Source organism: Bradyrhizobium sacchari (genome assembly GCF_002068095.1).
GTDB classification, from domain to species: Bacteria; Pseudomonadota; Alphaproteobacteria; order Rhizobiales; family Xanthobacteraceae; genus Bradyrhizobium; species Bradyrhizobium sacchari.
Genome location: NZ_LWIG01000063.1, coordinates 26171 through 42405 on the forward strand (window position 1 = coordinate 26171; position 16235 = coordinate 42405).

General features: G+C 62.3%; 18 protein-coding genes. 11 read left to right on the forward strand and 7 right to left on the reverse strand.

Annotated elements, in window-relative coordinates; translation table 11 throughout:
* Positions 1 to 82: 82 nt before the first annotated feature.
* From A5906_RS37520 to A5906_RS37550, 7 genes are all read left to right on the forward strand, one after another.
* On the forward strand, positions 83 to 700 hold the full coding sequence (locus tag A5906_RS37520) for a class I SAM-dependent methyltransferase (RefSeq protein WP_245327133.1): 618 nt from the start codon (positions 83 to 85) through the stop codon (positions 698 to 700).
* Between the two features lie 170 nt (positions 701 to 870).
* Entirely contained in the window at positions 871 to 2217 is a 1347-nt protein-coding gene (locus A5906_RS37525) for an O-antigen ligase family protein (protein ID WP_245327119.1), read from the forward strand.
* A gap of 12 nt (positions 2218 to 2229) precedes the next feature.
* Positions 2230 to 2907, forward strand: a complete 678-nt coding sequence (locus tag A5906_RS37530) for a hypothetical protein (RefSeq protein ID WP_245327120.1) — start codon at positions 2230 to 2232, stop codon at positions 2905 to 2907.
* 146 nt (positions 2908 to 3053) lie between these two features.
* Positions 3054 to 3692, forward strand: coding sequence for a transglutaminase-like cysteine peptidase (locus A5906_RS37535; protein WP_080140146.1), 639 nt, complete (start codon positions 3054 to 3056; stop codon positions 3690 to 3692).
* Between the two features lie 432 nt (positions 3693 to 4124).
* Positions 4125 to 4637 carry a hypothetical protein gene (locus A5906_RS37540; protein WP_245327121.1) on the forward strand — a complete coding sequence of 171 codons (513 nt, stop codon included), beginning with the start codon at positions 4125 to 4127 and terminating at the stop codon, positions 4635 to 4637.
* A 20-nt stretch (positions 4638 to 4657) separates the two neighbouring features.
* The gene (locus A5906_RS37545; RefSeq protein WP_080140147.1) at positions 4658 to 6883 is read left to right on the forward strand and encodes a GNVR domain-containing protein; all 2226 of its coding nucleotides are present in this window, start codon (positions 4658 to 4660) and stop codon (positions 6881 to 6883) included.
* Entirely contained in the window at positions 6867 to 7664 is a 798-nt protein-coding gene (locus tag A5906_RS37550) for a hypothetical protein (protein ID WP_080140148.1), read from the forward strand. The genes A5906_RS37545 and A5906_RS37550 overlap by 17 nt, the downstream gene beginning before the upstream one ends.
* A gap of 158 nt (positions 7665 to 7822) precedes the next feature.
* Here A5906_RS37550 and A5906_RS37555 read toward each other — a convergent pair whose 3' ends face one another.
* A complete protein-coding gene (locus A5906_RS37555) occupies positions 7823 to 9247 on the reverse strand; it encodes an undecaprenyl-phosphate glucose phosphotransferase (RefSeq protein WP_080140149.1) in 1425 nt (474 codons plus the stop codon).
* Positions 9248 to 9589: 342 nt separating this feature from the next.
* On the opposite strand from A5906_RS37555, the gene A5906_RS37560 reads away from it, so the two are divergent.
* Positions 9590 to 9862 carry a hypothetical protein gene (locus tag A5906_RS37560; protein WP_245327122.1) on the forward strand — a complete coding sequence of 91 codons (273 nt, stop codon included), beginning with the start codon at positions 9590 to 9592 and terminating at the stop codon, positions 9860 to 9862.
* A 171-nt stretch (positions 9863 to 10033) separates the two neighbouring features.
* The gene (locus A5906_RS37565; protein WP_080140151.1) at positions 10034 to 10768 is read left to right on the forward strand and encodes a metallophosphoesterase family protein; all 735 of its coding nucleotides are present in this window, start codon (positions 10034 to 10036) and stop codon (positions 10766 to 10768) included.
* Positions 10769 to 10792: 24 nt separating this feature from the next.
* On the opposite strand, the gene A5906_RS37570 is transcribed toward A5906_RS37565, so the two are convergent.
* From A5906_RS37570 to A5906_RS43415, 3 genes are all read right to left on the reverse strand, one after another.
* A complete protein-coding gene (locus tag A5906_RS37570) occupies positions 10793 to 11215 on the reverse strand; it encodes a hypothetical protein (protein WP_080140152.1) in 423 nt (140 codons plus the stop codon).
* Between the two features lie 51 nt (positions 11216 to 11266).
* A complete protein-coding gene (locus tag A5906_RS43410; RefSeq protein WP_080140153.1) occupies positions 11267 to 11569 on the reverse strand; it encodes a hypothetical protein in 303 nt (100 codons plus the stop codon).
* A 200-nt stretch (positions 11570 to 11769) separates the two neighbouring features.
* Entirely contained in the window at positions 11770 to 12117 is a 348-nt protein-coding gene (locus tag A5906_RS43415; RefSeq protein WP_167523742.1) for a hypothetical protein, read from the reverse strand.
* Positions 12118 to 12646: 529 nt separating this feature from the next.
* Between A5906_RS43415 and A5906_RS43420 the strand changes: the two genes are divergently transcribed.
* Positions 12647 to 12820 (forward strand): hypothetical protein, encoded by a 174-nt coding sequence (locus A5906_RS43420; RefSeq protein ID WP_165425288.1) that lies wholly within the window; start codon positions 12647 to 12649, stop codon positions 12818 to 12820.
* Positions 12821 to 13053: 233 nt separating this feature from the next.
* Positions 13054 to 13305 carry a hypothetical protein gene (locus tag A5906_RS37585; RefSeq protein WP_080140282.1) on the forward strand — a complete coding sequence of 84 codons (252 nt, stop codon included), beginning with the start codon at positions 13054 to 13056 and terminating at the stop codon, positions 13303 to 13305.
* 195 nt (positions 13306 to 13500) lie between these two features.
* Here A5906_RS37585 and A5906_RS37595 read toward each other — a convergent pair whose 3' ends face one another.
* The 3 genes from A5906_RS37595 to A5906_RS37605 form a co-directional block, all read right to left on the reverse strand.
* The gene (locus A5906_RS37595; RefSeq protein ID WP_080140155.1) at positions 13501 to 13785 is read right to left on the reverse strand and encodes a hypothetical protein; all 285 of its coding nucleotides are present in this window, start codon (positions 13783 to 13785) and stop codon (positions 13501 to 13503) included.
* 125 nt (positions 13786 to 13910) lie between these two features.
* On the reverse strand, positions 13911 to 14357 hold the full coding sequence (locus tag A5906_RS37600; protein WP_080140156.1) for a hypothetical protein: 447 nt from the start codon (positions 14355 to 14357) through the stop codon (positions 13911 to 13913).
* A 150-nt stretch (positions 14358 to 14507) separates the two neighbouring features.
* A complete protein-coding gene (locus A5906_RS37605; protein ID WP_080140157.1) occupies positions 14508 to 16235 on the reverse strand; it encodes a chemotaxis protein in 1728 nt (575 codons plus the stop codon).

Here is a 16235-nt window from a genome sequence, read left to right on the forward strand (position 1 = left end):
CTATTCTTCCATGACGATTGGGAACACGAACTCCATCAAGCGTTGGAGCCACAATTCGCGTTTCACCAAGGCGCTGAGTGTCATGCCGCCGGCGGAAAACGATCGCATCCTCGATTTCGGAACGGGAGACGGACACCTCGTCGGCTTGCTCAAGGAACAATGCCCCTCCGTCAGTGTCTGCGGCTTCGACCCGCATCTCGATGCGGCGGCAAATGAGGTGAAACAACGGTTTCCGGATGTCAGATTTGTGCGCGAGCGCGACAGCATCGGAGAAGGCCCCTTCGACAAGGTCTATTGTCTCGAGACGCTCGAGCACTTTGTCGGCCCTCCTCTCATGGACATCGTGACCTTCCTGACGCAGCAGACCGCACCCAACGGCCGCATCCTCGTCTCGGTGCCGATCGAGATCGGGCCCTCTTCCTTGCTGAAGAACCTCTTCCGCATGGCCACCGGCCAACGCCACCGCGGCACGACGTGGAAGATCGTCTGGGATTCATTCATCGGCAACACGTCTGCAATCGCGCGGCCGCCGAGCGATACGGGCTGGATCTCGTCGCACCTGGGCTTCGATTTCCGCGTGATCCCCGTCTTGTTCGCAAAATGCGGTTTCGAAGTAGAGTCCTACGGCTACTCGCCTATGCCGCTGCCCACCCACATGATCAACAGCCAGGTGCTCTTCCGCTTCAAGCGAAAGGCTTAGTGCCGGCCGAAGTGGCAATCGCCCGCTCCCACCGCTTCACAGGCATCGAAATCAGCGCTTCCTGAAGGCGCTGATTGATGCTTAATGCAGCACGTTGCCGCGGGCTGGGATCCGCGACGGACTAGATTGCCGCTTGCGGGGGAATACAGCTGAACACCGTGTCCAGGTTCTTGGCGTTCGCGGTCGTCGCACTGGCGCCCCTCCCGCTGGGATCCACCGACCAGATCTGGATCTGCATCTGGTGTGTGCTGACGGCCGCGAGCCTGGTGACGGCCGATCTCGACGGCGTGGCCCGCGACGATGTGCGGCTGCTCATGCCTCTGCTTGCCACGCTCGCAGTGGTTGCAGCGGTCATCGTCGCGCAGGAATGGCGCGACCCTCCGTTCGGGCTCGGCAGTCCGCTCTGGCAGACCGGATCGAAATGGCTCGGTTCGCCGTCGTCCAGCCGCGTTTCCACCACCGTCAACGGCCCTTGGCTGTCAGCGGGCTATACACTCCTCCTCGCGATGGTGCTCGTTCGCGCATTCGTGATTTCAACCGACGCAAGCAGTGCCCGCCGGCTCCTGCTGCTCCTTGCCTGGGTCGGCTGCGCTTACGCGGTCTATGGCATTCTCGCCGAAATCGGTGACCCCAATGGTCTTCTGTCGAGACGAAAGGAAGCCTATCTCGGCTACGCGACGGGAACCTTCGTCAACCGAAACACGGCCGCCGTTTTCTGGGGCAGCAGCGCCGTGCTGTTTCTGGTCCCCTTGCTGCGCTTCGCGCATCGCCGCGAACGTCCCGAGGCGCCGTCTCCGCGCCTCTTGGACCGCATCGCATTTTATTCGTCCTCACCGGCCGCGCTCGGCGTCGGTTTTGCGGTCTGCCTGACGGCCACGGCGATGACAGGCTCGCGCGCGGGACTGTTGCTGTCGATTTGTGCGTTTCTGCTCGCCTGCGCGCTCTATCTCGCGCCGCTGCCGCTCGGCAAGCTGCGCAGATGGGGGCTCGCGGCAGGCACGGCGGTCGTCGCGCTGCTCATCCTCCAGCTTGTCGGAGGCACTGTCGCCGGGCGAATCGGCGCTTATGGCCTGATCGATGAACAGCGGTTCAATGCCTATCAAAGAAGCATCGCCATGATTCGCGATTATCCGCTGCTCGGAATCGGCTGGGGCAATTTCGAATCAACTTTCCCTGCCTATCGGACCGCGGAGCTTGGCAGCCTCGGAATTTGGGATCGTGCCCACTCGACACCGCTCGAGCTCGCGGCGGAGCTTGGCCTGCCCACCGCAGCTCTCATCGTGGCGTGCTGTCTCTGGTATGTTTACCTTCTGTTAAGAAGCAGTTTGCGCCGAAAGCGCGACCGCTACATACCCATCGTCGGCGTCAGCGTCGCAGCGCTCGGACTGATTCACAGTGGGATCGATTTTTCGCTGCAGATACCCGGCTTCGGAATCTTCTTCGCCGCAATTGCAGGATGCGGGCTTGCTCAGTCGCTTCCGTCCGAACTGAGGAAAGAACGTGGCAAGTTTGAATAAAATGTACTATAGGTGACAAAAAGTCCGGTGGTCATTATGCAATTTGGAAAAGCTTTTACCCTCGTCGTCGGCATTGCTGCACTGTTCGGCCCTGTTGCGTCCTCATTCGCGGCCACCGGCAACAACACGGCGTGCGGGGCGAATGCAAATCTGGTTTCGGCGGAAACCGCCAACTCGTTCCTCTCGAATCCCGCAGGCTTGCTCGACCAGTTCAAGAACGGCCAAGGCAGTCTGGCCTCGCAAATTCGCGACTTTCTGACCTCACGCCCCGAGACTGTCGAAGGTATCGTTTCGCTGGCGAAGGCCAGTAGCGAGGAACAAAGCCGCGCCATCGGCGCAGGCCTCGGGACTGCCGCTTCCGTCTGCGTGCTGTCGCAGCCGGACGTGGCCCAGCGCATCCAGGAAGCCGTGCTGAAGACGGAGAACGCGCCGCTGATTCAATCCTTCAGCAGCATCACCGGCGACATCCCGACGGAGGCGATCAGCGGCGCTGATCCGACTGGCGAGACGTCGACTGGCGGCGGCGGTGGTACCAATTCCGCCGCACCGGAGCGTGGCGGCGCCGCGACGACGGCCACGCCCGTCGTGCTCAACACCGGCGGGCCCGGCGCAGCGTCGCAGACACAGACGCAGGCTTTGTTCACTGCTGCCACCACGACGACGCTGACTTCGGTCAGTCCGTCGCGCTAGCGAGCCCGGGCGGAAAATTAACCAAACACGTGCTCCGGGAACCAACCTCCGGAACCAGCTAAAATTGTAATTGTCTGCAAAACCCGAATCTAATTGGTTCGTTGTATCCCTGACGCCAAGAAGAATGGCGAATAACGGGGATGACTATGAGCTGGATTTTCAGATCTTTCCTGGCGGTGGGGATCGCCTGCGCTGGCGCTGCTGCCAAAGCCGACACGATCGTCGAGACTTCGACCGTGACCGGGTCCTTCATCAGTGAATATGACAACGCCCTCGCACCGCTGCAGTTCGTCAAGTTCTGCATGAATTACGGTGCGGAGTGCGAGCCGGATGCAGCCGGGCAGCAGGCGCTGCCTGCGGGCGAGCGGGCGCGGGACATGCTTCGCGAGGTCAATCGCGCGGTGAATGATGCCATCACGCCGACGCAGAAGCCGACCAGCCCGCTGCTGGCGCGCTGGACAGTGTCGCCTGATGCCGGCGACTGCAACGACTACGCCGTGACCAAGCGGCACCGCCTGATCGAGATGGGCTGGCCGAAATCGGCACTGCGACTTGCAGTTGTCCGCACCGACAGCGGACAAGGCCATCTCGTTCTCGTCGTGCGGCTGAACGACGGCGACGTGGTGCTCGACAATCTGTCCTCGTCCGTCCGTTCCTGGAATACGGCCGGCTATCAGTGGATCTCGATGCAATCCGGGAGCAATCCGCGCTTCTGGGTGGCCATCGGTGAGCACGGCGAGCACCTGCGCGCCAGCCGCCTCGCCTCGTTGCGGACGCCCTCCTGAGACCTGACGTCGCAAGCTGCTTTTGATCGGTCCCGATCCTCGTCGGGACCGATCAACGCGTTTGGGACCCATCATGTGATCGCTTCCAGGATGTAATCTGGTTCCAGCGCATCTGGCGAACATCACACCGGATAGCAACCAAATTTTCGAAATCGCGTTACCCGCCCGCGCCAGAGCGTGGCGCGAATTGTGATCTGAATTTTGCTGCTCTGATAAGAGGCACCCTTGATGTCAGCCCAGCGTGAAGGGTCGCAGCAAATCGAAAAATTGCTGGCAGGACGCGTCCTTTCCAGCTATTTTTGCATCGCACAAAAATTTGACATACTTTATGCGCATCAAGGGTTTCACATAGGACTTCCAGCGTAGTCGACACGTAGCGGAATGGAAGACAATTTGCCTCAGACGATGACGGACGCTGGCCGCCGATCGATCATGCCGATCCTCGTGACGGTTACGATGTTGTGCGCGATGACCAGCATTTGCGAGGCGCAATGCGTTGATCGGTCGGAGCGGTCGGCGCAGATCGCGATCGACGCCTTCGTCGCGGAGCCCAGTTCCCTCCTCGTCCAGTTGCGCAGCGAGAAGGAGAAGCTGTCGGGTCGTCTTCGGGGCTATCTGGTCAGCGACATATCGGTCCTGAAGTCGGTGCCGGCGCTGACGCGGGCTGCGACTCAGGCCGACCGGGCCTCGATCGGGGCCGCGCTGCATCGGGCTGAAATTCGGTGCCGTTCGAGCAGACCCGAGTATGCACAGAAAATCAGCGATTTCGTCGGCAAGCTTCACGACAGTGCCGTGCTCTCGGGCTATTCCTCCGAACCGGACGACGCGCCAGCGACTCCGCCGACGACGGCCAACCTGCCCACCAAGTCCGGAACAGGCCTGATGTCGGGCGAATTCAAGACCGACATCGCCGATCCCTTCGCCGCCATGCCGCTTCCCGAATAATCCTGCGAGCGCCCCGACAGATGTTTCAACCTCGCGACCAATTCCAGCCCCGCGCCAAATACGCCATCGAGCTCGGCGGCACGACCCTCAGCATCGACCGGGTGTTCGACATCCTGCGTCGGCAATGGCCGCTGATCGCGTCAATCGTGGGAGCCGCGCTGGCGCTCGTCATCGTCTACCTGCTGGCGGCGACGCCGATGTACACCGCCAATGCCCGCATCCTCATGGATACGAGGCAGACCCAGGTTCTCGACAAGGACAGCGGCCAGTCGAATGCCCTGATCGATACCGGCTTTGTCGACAGCCAGGTCGAGATCATCCAATCCGACGACCTGATCCTTTCCATCGTTCGCCGCCTGAAGCTCACGGATGACCCCGAATACAACGGCTCCGAGCCCGGGCTGCCCGCTCTGGTGATCGGCAAGGTCCTCTCGTTGCTCGGATCGGATGGTCCCGCCTCGAAGGACAAGATCGAGCGCAATGCGGTCGAAACCATCCAGAGGAACCTCAAGGTCGAGCGAGTCCTGACCACCTATGTCCTTTCAGTCTCGTTCCGTTCGACGAATCCCAACAAGGCCGCCGTCATCGCCAATGCGGTCTCGGACGCCTACATCGTCGGAGCACTCGAGGCCAAATACCAGTCGACCAAGCGGGCCGGCGAATGGCTCCAACAGCGCAGCGCCGAGCTGCGCGAGCAAGCGACCGCCAGCGACCGCGCCGTGCAGACCTTCAAGGCACAGAACAACATCGTCGGCACCAGCCGTGGTCTGATGAGCGAGCAGCAGCTCGCCGACGCCAACTCGCAGCTCGTGACCGCGCGCGCAGCGACGGCCGAGGCCAAGGCGCGCCTGGACAGGATTGAAGCGCTGCTCGACAAAGACCTGGTCCAGCCCACCGTGACCGACGCCCTCAACAACACGGTCATCACGCGCCTCCGCGCCCAATATCTCGACCTGGCGGCCCAGTATGCGGATTGGTCGAACCGCTACGGCAAGACCCACCAGGCGGCGATCAACCTGGCGAATCGCATGGAGGAATTGCGCAAGGCGATGGCCGACGAAGTGCGACGCATCGCCGACGCCTACCGCAGCGAATACGAGATCGCCAAGAGCCGCGAAAAATCGCTCGAAGACAATCTCAACAATCTCGTGTCTCAAGCCGGCAGCACCAGCCAGGCCCAGGTCAAGCTGCGCGACCTCGAGAGCGCCGCCGATACGTATCGCAACCTCTACAACAACTTCCTCGAGAAGCTCCAGAACGCGACGCAAAACCAGAGCTTCCCGATCAGCGAAGCGCGCATCATCGGCACCGCAGTCAAACCCGACAAGAAGAGCTCGCCCAAGACCGTGCTGGCGCTGGTCGGCGGCCTGTTTGGCGGACTGTGCTTCGGCTTTGGCGCTGCCTTCGCCAGGGAATTGCTGAGCGACGTGCTGCGGTCGCCGAGCGACGTCGAAGACCTGCTCGGCGTGAAGTGCCTTGGTGTTCTTCCGGATATTCGCGCCACAGGCCAGCTCGTGAAGGCGGCGGACGGCTCGACGGTGGATGCAGCGATCTCCAACTATGTTGTCGACCACCCGTTCTCACGGTTTGCCGAGACCCTGCGAAACATCAAGGTTTCGATCGACGTGGCCCGGCTGTCCCGTGAGGTCAAGGTGATCGGAATCCTGTCTTCCCTGCCCAAGGAAGGCAAGACGACGGTTTCGGCCAATTTCGGCCACCTGACCGCGCTGACCGGGCACCGTACGCTGCTGATCGACGGCGACCTTCACACGAGGTCGCTCACGCGGGAACTCGCGCCTCACGCCAAGTCCGGCCTGGTCGAAGCTTTGAAGGATCCTCGCTCGTTCGGATATCATATCCAGCGCAGCAAGGAGAGCGGGTTGGATTTCCTGCCATCCTTCGTCGCTTCGCGAATGGTCAACTCGGCGGACGTGATTGCATCGAAGTCGATGGCGGACCTGCTTGCAGTGGTTCGCGAAGAATACGAATACATCATCATCGATCTTGCGCCCGTGATGCCCGTGTCGGACGCCAAGGCCGTCAGCCACCTCGTCGATGCGATGGTCTACGTGATCGAGTGGGGCCGCACCAGCCGCAACGCGCTGCAGGAGTCGATGGCAAGCTCCGAGGGCATCCAGAAGAAGGTGCTGGGTGCCGTGCTCAACCGCGCCAATCCGAAGATGCTGAAGCGGATCGAGGCCTATAAAGGCTCGCATTACGGCAGCTACTATGTCGAAGGCGCCTAGCGCGCCGGTTGCGCGCCAGCGCGCCGAGCGAGGTCATCGCCGGCTTCTGATCGGCACGAACATCACACTCGCGGCCTGCGCGATGGCGTGGGTCGCTTACATCGCTCCCAATCTGACGTCTCCGGCGATTCCACAAGTCGCCGGCCGCATCTCGCGCGGCGAGCAGTACGAACTTGATCAGCTCAGACAGATCGTGGCGGAGAACCTGCCGGCCGCGCAGCGGCAGTGCGGCGCCAAGACGATGCGAGAGCTGCTGTTGCTGCAGCTTGCCATCGCCGACGAGTCGATCCGCAGCGCGAGCCCCAAGCAGGCTGACGCCGATACCGAGGCCGTCGCCTCCGCAAGCCGGGCGTTGCTGCTCTGCGCGCCGTCCGAAGGCCTTGGCTGGCTTGGCAGCTACTGGTCGGCAATACGCCAGGAAGGCTTCGGGCCGCGAACGGCCGCGCTTCTCGGCCTTTCCTACAAATTCGCACCACACGAGGCCTGGCTCCAGCTCATTCGTGCACCGCTCGCCCTTCGCGTCTACGGTGCGTTGTCGCCCGAGCTGAAGAACAGCGCGATCCAGGACTTCACGGACATCTTCGGGGCGCGCCTGTTCCCGAGCGCTGCCGCGCTGTACCAGGCCGCAGCCGCGGGAGCCCGCCCAGAACTTCTCGATCGCACGTGCAGCGCACCGGAAACCGACCGGGAGCTATTTCGGCGTTACGTCACGGACAAGGGATTGCAACTCCGCCATCCCTGCTACCCGTCGGACGAACGACCTTCTTATGTGAGGAACTAGCAGGGATTCAGCCTTGAACGGGCGGTACGCGCCGACGCCTGCGATTGGCGGGGGGCGGATTAGTGCGCGACGAGATCTGGATGAATCCTCATCGCGCTTCAGGTGGTCGTCTACGCGTGGTCTTTCCGGAACCGCTTCGCACTTTTCCGGATCATGCCTCAGTAGGCTTCCTGGTGGATCAATGCGAGCGCGGTCTTCAGGATGATCCTGATGTCCAGCCAGATGCTCCAGTTGCTGACGTACCAGACATCGTACTCGACCCGCTTTTCCATCAGGTCGATGGTCGGCGTCTCGCCGCGAAAGCCGTTGACCTGGGCCCATCCAGTCAGGCCCGGCTTCATGTGATGCCGGTAGACGTAGTTGCTGATGAGCTGGTCATAGTAGTTGTCGTGCGCGAGGGCATGCGGGCGGGGTCCGACCAGCGACATCTCTCCGCGCAAGACGTTCCAGAGCTGCGGCAGCTCGTCGATGCTGGTCCGCCGCAGCACGCGACCGACACGCGTGACCCGCGCGTCGCTCTTGGTCGCCTGCGTGACAACATGACCATTCTCCGCCACGGTCATGGAGCGGAACTTCCAGATCTCGAACTGCTTGCCGTTAAAGCCGCGCCGGAACTGCTTGAAGATCACGTTGCCCTTGGAATCGAGCTTGATCATGATCGCGGCCGTTACCAGCAACGGCGCCAGCAACAAAAGGGCGAACGAGGCAATGCCGATGTCGAGGCAGCGCTTCTGCGCCTGCTCGAACACGCTGAGCGGCGCACGCTGGATCTCGATCGCAACCGTGCCGCTGACGGGCTGGAACGGACGCGAGACCAGATCGGCAATCGGAAAATCCGGCAGAAGGCGGATCGGCTGGGGAACGACGCGCAGGTGCTGGCTCAGCTTCTGGAGAAGCGGCATCTCGTCCCAGTCGATGACCAGGAGATATTCCTCCACGTCCGCCGTACGGGCCTGACGAATGATGTCGCGGATCTCGCGATCCCAGCCCGCCCCCTCCTCGGATGGCTCGAGCACGAAATGCCGCACGACGTTGAAGCCGTGCTTGCGCAGGTCCTTGAAGCGGGTCGAGGTGAAATCCAGCGGCTTGAGGCTGAGCAGCACGACCTTCCGGTCGACGAGACGGCCCTTGGCATAGCTCGAGGTGAGGCCCAGACGCCACAATACGCGCAGTCCGCCCAGGGCAATGCCGCCGGTCGCGGCGAAGAGCAGCGTGGTTCCGCGCGACAAATCCGCAGACGATTTGAGCAAAAAGGCCTCGACGGCGAGGATGGTCAGCGAGATCAACCAGACCGTCAGGCTCTTGCGCAGCTGCCACATCGTGTTCAGCAGGCGATGGTGATCGTAGACGCCCTGGAAGTAAGCGATCATCACGAACACGGCGGCGACGACGAGACCGGCTCCGACCGATGAATCCTGCTCGACCACGAGCACGCGGTACAAACCACTCGCCGCGAAATAGCTGAGCAGCACCGCGACGAAGTCGCCGGCGATCAGGGCCATCTGGAGGGGTCTTTGGAGAGCACCGCGTCGGTTCGATATACCCGAATAATAGTTTTCCGAACCGTAAGTTGCTACAGCCATCCGAACCTCGCTGCCTCGTCACGCTTCTCGCAATCAATGCGAGCAAATCGATCCAAATTCTCGACGTGCGTCCAAGTATATCTTAACTAAACAAAGCGACATTGCGGCAGTGCACCGAAAAAATCAAATCGATTTTTATGCAACGCAGCGTCGCAGCAAGAGGATGCTCAATGCACTGTCACACACGTGACAATTATGCGGGCATCACGCCACGATTTCCGTCAAATCGCGTCATTTGCGCGCAGCACGTCGCGCGCATTTGAACCACTGTTCAACCATAACGCTTAAGCCGTTATTAGCTCGCGACCGTTAACACTCGTGACCAATTCGGGGAGTTGCGTCGTGAGTACCGTTGCCGTCTTCAGCCTGTTGATCGGATCGTTGCTGGGAGGCCGATTCCGAATCTTCATCCTGCCGCCCGTCATCGTTGTCGGCGCAACGATCCTTGGTGCGGGATTGACTTGGCAGGGGCATGGCGCAGTTCACACCGTTGTGACGATTCTCGTTTTTGCGGCGGTGCTCCAGCTTGGCTATTTCTGCGGCGCTGCCCTGGTCCGCGTGCGGGCATCCACCTATCGCGCCAAGGTCGCGCCGTCGTTCGATAGCTTCGGCTAATCGACCCGGACGCGATGCGGATTGCCTACGCCCCGAGCACGCGGGATATCGGTCAGGCGCACAAATCGGCCTTCAGAGCGGAAGATGGGGAAAAAAGCGGCTCGTGGCGGTGCGTTTTCGTCGATAGCATATTGACATCCCGGGCGAAGCTCTCTGAAAGAGTTGCACCCAATGCCCATCACTGCGCCCAAAAATTCGCCCCGGCCGAAGCTACCGAACGGCGTGCGCATCTATGCGATGAGCGACATCCACGGCTGCGCGCATCTGCTCGAACAGATGTTTGCCGTTATCGACGCAGACATGGCGAATAGCCGGCCCTATCGCGCCATCGAGGTCTTCCTGGGCGACTACATCGACCGCGGTCCGGATTCGCGCCACACCCTCGACCTCCTGATCAGCCGCAGCCGCCGCCGCAACACAGTCTTCCTCAAGGGCAATCACGAGGCCTATTTCACCTCGGTGCTGGAGGATCCCTCGCGCACCGCCGACTGGTTTCAGTTCGGCGGACTGCAGACCTTGATGTCCTACGGCGTCTCGGCGGCACCCGGCCTCAGCAAGGACGAACAGTCCGATCTCGTGCGCGAGCTCACATCCGCGATGCCGCCGGAGCACATCGCATTCCTGCGCCAGCTGCGGCCGACATTCACATGCGGCGACTTCTTCTTCGTGCATGCCGGGGTGCGCCCGGGCATCCCGCTCTCCGAACAGCGCGAATCCGATCTGTTGTGGATCAGGGACGAATTCCTCCAGAGCAAGCGGCGGTTCGGCAAATACGTCGTGCACGGTCACACGCCGGTGAAGCAGGCCGAGCTGCTGGAGAACCGCGCCAACATCGACACCGGCGCTTATGCCACCGGAAATCTGACGCTGCTGTCCATCCAGGGCAACAGCATGCTCGCGATCTAACGGCTAACGTCCGCGCGCGACACCCTAGTTGGTGGGGCTTGCGGGAGGCTTGTATTCCGGAAAGCGGCTCAGCATCGCCGCCTTCAGGAACTTGAAATGAGCGATCGAAGCGCCGAGCTCCTTGAGCCGGCGCTGGCCGTTCAGGATTTCCTTGTCAAATAGATCCTGATGGTGATTGTCGAGCGCCTCGCGCTCGAGATATTCGTCGTCGCCGTTACCGATGGTCACGGCCGCACGCGCCAGTACGTCTTCCACGCGGCGATTCAAGCCCGACTGTTCCCGCTCCGCCGCGTGGAGCGCATCCTCGATCGCGGTCATGATGGCTTCGACGCGCGTGCGATCGGTTTCGGCGTCGCGCTCGGGAGAGCGCGCCCGGAACGTCTGCTCTGCCCCGAAACGGTCTTTCAGGAAGTTATGGGTGCGGGCCCGCAAGAAGAGCTGAAACATGCGTGCATTTTCCGGTTCGAGGCGCCAGACCAGAAAATGGGTCCGGGATGGTTAATAAAGGTTGAATCCTTCCGGCCGTTCGGTGCGGCTTTGCGCCATCCACGCCTTCCAGGCGCCCTCGTGCTTCTCATAGAGCTCCAGCCGGCGCCGCTCACCGGCATCCGGCCACATGTCGTGGCCGTCGGACGCCAGCTGCACCCGGCCCGGCGCCTGGCCGCTGTCGAGCCGCTCGAATTCGAACGTCTCCTCCGGTGTCAGGCCAATCAGGACGCGCCGGCCGCCCGCATCGACGAAATACCGCCGCGGCGCAATGTCCGTCGAACTGGTGAAGACGTCTACCCGCATTCCCGTCATGATCCACTCCCCAGCCGCCACGAAAACCGGCGCCGTCGCGTCGGTTGCAAATCATCGGAATACACGCGACGCCCTCGTCGACCTGATGCGCCAGTCTCGTCTTCGAGTTGTGTCGAGATCATGATGAGCGCCGCTGATTTTCTTGCCACGCCCGAGATTTTTTGGGCAGCATGATGCTTGCGAAGTGATCCTTCGCGCGCTCAGCTGAAGAACCAGAGGAACAACCTCACCAGCAACAGCGTGATGAAATAAACCCACCCGGCCATCGCAATCAGCGCAACGCTGAAAAATGCGCCTTCGAATGCCTTCTCTCTAATCTTCGTGAGAGGAAGTGCCGCTCGTGCTTTCTGAAGCATCTCAGTCTTCTGATTTGTTTGATTGTTCGCGGTCGTTGGCGCGACCATAGCCGAACGAATTCGACGATCTCGTGACGTCTCGCCTGAGCGATGCGCAATGCTGCTCGTCGAGATGGAGTGCACCACGCGCGCGTCGCGATTGAATCGATTACGGTTCGGCACGATTGCCATCGGCAGCGCGCGGTGATTCAATTCAAATCGACTCCGCCCTCCGCGAAGCGCGGGCCGCCGCGACGGCCATTCTTGATCGCGCCGAAGTGATCGTGGCGAGACGATGTCTGCAGGCTTGGCTTGGCGCGGCGCCATCGCTCGCGGATGCCGCGCTTGGCGCGTTGACCTCAACGGGCCAGGCTTCGCGCAAAGATGCGCCGCCCGATAGGCATCGTCGCGGATCCTCCGCCGGGCCTTGGATGGTGGCGAGATCGCGCGCCAACCCGCGTCCTTGCGAGGATCTTGAACTCCATTGCGGCCATCGGAGCGCGCGGATCGGCCAGGGCCGACGAAAACCCCGTGGTACTACGGAGCATCGGGCGCCGATTTCATCGCGGTAAGGTTGAGCGGTTAGCTTAATCTGCGGTGTTTGTTGCGAATGCCGAAGGATCGCATATCCATCTTCGCACCGGGCTCCCCCAAGCCCGGCCCCACCCAAGCAAAGCCGTCGAGCGAACGTGGGTCCGCTTGGCGGCTTTGTCGTTGTGTCGACGAGAGGATGATTTCGGTTATGGCGCGCAGGCCCTGGTCGTTCAAGGAAGACCGCCGGCTGATGGAGTTGGCCAAGTCTTCGACATCGCTGGAAGAGGCGGCGAAGCTTCTCGGCCGCTCGCCCGACGCGATCAAGCGCATGGCCTTGCGTCTCGGCTTGTCGCTGAAATCCAAGAGCGCCAAGAAGAATTGACGCTCGCAGCGCCGGCCGCGCGCGACAGTTCACGGACGTGTGCACCTCCTGTCATCGAGCGATGACCGGAAGGGCGCCAAACGACGCAGCCAGGCGCCTTCGGCACACTCGATCTCTCCTCGCCGGGATGTTAAACTGTCCCGCGACGAAGATTGAGCGTCGTCCCCTTTCGGCGCAGAATGATCGCGCGACCGCTGCGATATCCGCCCGATCGTTTGTTGGAGGAATGCACCATGCTGTTCCGCGCACTCGCCGTAGCCCTGCTCCTGGCTCTGCCTTCAATGGCGTCGGCGCAAGTCCCCATAAGGTTCGGATTTCCGAACGGTGCGCCATGGTGCGCCTTTGGCTTCGATTGCAGATTCCTCAACTACCGGGAATGCGCGGACTGGATCTACGATCCTGCGCGGAACTGCCTCAAGAACCCGTACTTCGCAGCCCATTACCCGACCGATGTCGACAAGGGCTGGTCCTACAATCGGCGCTGAACATCACGGGACGATCACCTGCCCCGCTCCGCGAAGGCGGAGCTCTCGGCTGTCCGACTCGAGGTTCTCCAGGCGATAACGCCGGATCGTGATCCACGGTTCGTCGTGCAGCAGAAGGCCGCCGGCGGCACCGTCGGCGGCCTTCTGGCCCAAACCATCCTGGTTTTTCTGCCGCAGCCGCGGTCCTAGGGCGACCTACGCCACTCCCCGCCGGAGACTTTCCTGCCCAGTCGCGATAACACCGGACATCTGCCGATGGGTCTCGCGCAGCGCCGCGATTGCATCGTCGAGAGCGAAATCAGATTCGCGAACCGTCTCGAAGAACCGGCCCATCAATGCAGCGTTCAGTTTGACGCGCGTGTTCCCGTCACGGCTCTTGCGGCGGTCGAGCGACAGATGCAACGCCTGCTGCCGTGCCTCGGCAGTGCTGCAGCCGTTGAGTGTCGCGAGTTCGTCATACGTCATCCAGATCTGAGGCATGTCCCTGTCCGCCTTTTGTTATGGGCCTCAACCTAGACGTCACCTCTAAAAGCAGGGTTGCTGCAGTGCAGGCTCGCGATGTTTTCGCGACAACAGCGTCAATGCAAAGCTAAGAGGCCGGCGCCTCAGGACAGAGGAGTCTTGGTCGGCGTGAGCACGGGCCGTGGCCGGGTACGGTTGTCGAGGCCCTTCGGCAGCTTGTCGGCATTGAGCTTCACCACCGCGCACCGGGCGTCGGAAGCCGGCGCATCCTCCTGGCTGTAAATGAGCGTTGCCTCGAACTTCACGCCGGGTGCTTCCCTGGCCGTTCCCGAACAAGTCGCCAGCAGGCCGTTGCACACGCCCGAGAGATCGACCTGGACCTGGTCCGGCCCGAACACGCTCGACGGACCATCGGTGTGCCGGTTCACGGTCAAGACCGCCGAGAAGCGCTTCTCATCGACACGATACGAGCCGCCATAGCTGAAGAAGCTGTCGCTGCCTGAAATCCGGCCCTCGGCGAGGTCCACCACGCCAGTGCCCTGACCACGCGGGGTCCTGAACCAGGCCGCGTATTTGCCGTCTCTCAACATACGAAATTTCTCGAAGCGAAGTAGATGCGCTATTTGCGACCAACTCCGGGGCGCGACAATGACCAAACCGCCGGCGCTGTCGGCAAGGTTAACGCCCCGAAAACCCGATCTGTCGAATTGCTGTCGAAGCGGGCGGCGACGGCGCAGAGGTCAAAACAATTCTATGCCGTCATCGGCGGCCTCGCCCGCCTCGACGCGCCTTGTGACGGCGACCGATGCAAGCCCGAGTGCCTGCAAGAATTCGCGATGGACGTCCCGCTCGCGCTCCATCGTGTAGCGCGCAAAGAGTTCGTCGAGCATGACCTCGTCCTGCGCTAGAGGCTGCGGCCGCTGCGCGCCTCCGCTCGCGGTCTCTAGGCGCGCCGCAACGGCAGGCAAGGCTGCGGAGCCTTCGCCGAGCGTCGTCATCAGGCCTTGCGCCGAATTCATCAGGCCTTCGAATTCGGCGCCTTCGTCGACGAGCCGGCTCATCAGCTTGCCGAGCCGTTCGTTGCCGGCCTCGACCTCGCGCAGCGCCTGGAGGATCTGCGGCTCGAGCTTGGCGAGCTGCGTGGGATCGCCCTGCACGCGCAGCTCCTTCAGCTCCCTGGCCGAACGCTCGATGTCGTCGAGCACGGGTCTCAACCGCCCTGCCCCTGCCGAGACCTGGTCCGCGGTCGCCTTGAGCTGGTTGGCGATGACGACGAAGGCGCTGCCGCGGCTACCGAGATGACTTGCCTTGAGGCCGGCATTCATCCCGATCAGGGTGATGTCGACGGTGGCCTCGGCAAGACCCGATATTGCCTGGCGAAACTTCGTCAGCGTGTCCTCGACGATCGCGAGCGCGTCGTCGACCGAACGGCCGGCAGCCTCGCAAGTAGAGATCAACGTCGAGGCATGCGCCAGCGTCTGCTCGATGCGCGTCAGGAACGACGACGAGCCGCCATCCCCACCAGCGAACAGCGTGCGGCCATGGCCGACGACGCTGCTCGCATCGTGCAGGATGGCCGTCAGCGCCCGAACGATCTGACCGATATCACCCCCGAACTCGCGCTGGGCGTCCCTGAGCAGGGCCGCCTGCAACTGGCAGATCGCACGCGCGCCGTCGTCGCTCGGAACAGGTTCGGGAACGAGGCTCGGGGAAGATCCCGACGCAACGCCGAGACCGTGGCAGACGTGCTCGAGGCGCTGGCGCGTGCTGTCGCCCGCCTGCAGGGAAATGATCGCGCTGCCGACCGCCTCGGCGATCTTTTTGGTGCTGGCGCTCGCGAGGTCGGCGAGATGGCTGCCCTTGCTGCGCTGATCGCGCAGTCCGCTATGGGCCGCGCCGAGTGCGGCGCTTTCCGACACCAGCTCATTCCGGTAGCGGCTCTCGAACTCCTTCTGCCGGGTGGAGGCGGTGGCGACGGCTTCCGACAGTCGTTGCTGGTCTCTCCCGCAGCCCTCGAGCGAACTCTGCACGGCCTTGCCGAGATCGTAGGCTTCCTGGGTGAAGGCGAGAAAGCCCTCGCGATCACCATCGAGCGAGGCCGCCTCGATCCGTGCACTGCGCGCGATAATGGTGATCATCTGGATGTGCTTGAACAATGGCTTCAGCAGCGACGACGCCTCGGCCGTGCTCGCGCCGATCGTCGCAAGCAGCGCGCTCTCGGCCGGCAGCGCCTGCGCAAGCCCGTTGAGCCGGGCGGCGATCTCCTGCAACGCGGTCGCGGCGCCCTCGATCTCGGCACCCGAAAGCTCCCCGGAGAGCGTCGCGAGACCCTGATTCAGCTCCTTGAAGATGATGTGGCCGCGGCCGAGCTCGTGACCGACCCGCGCGAAGACGTCCTCGATGCGCGAGGAGACACCGTCGATCGCGGCGATCGCCTCCGTGAGCGTGCTGGATGGAATGGCGGGCAT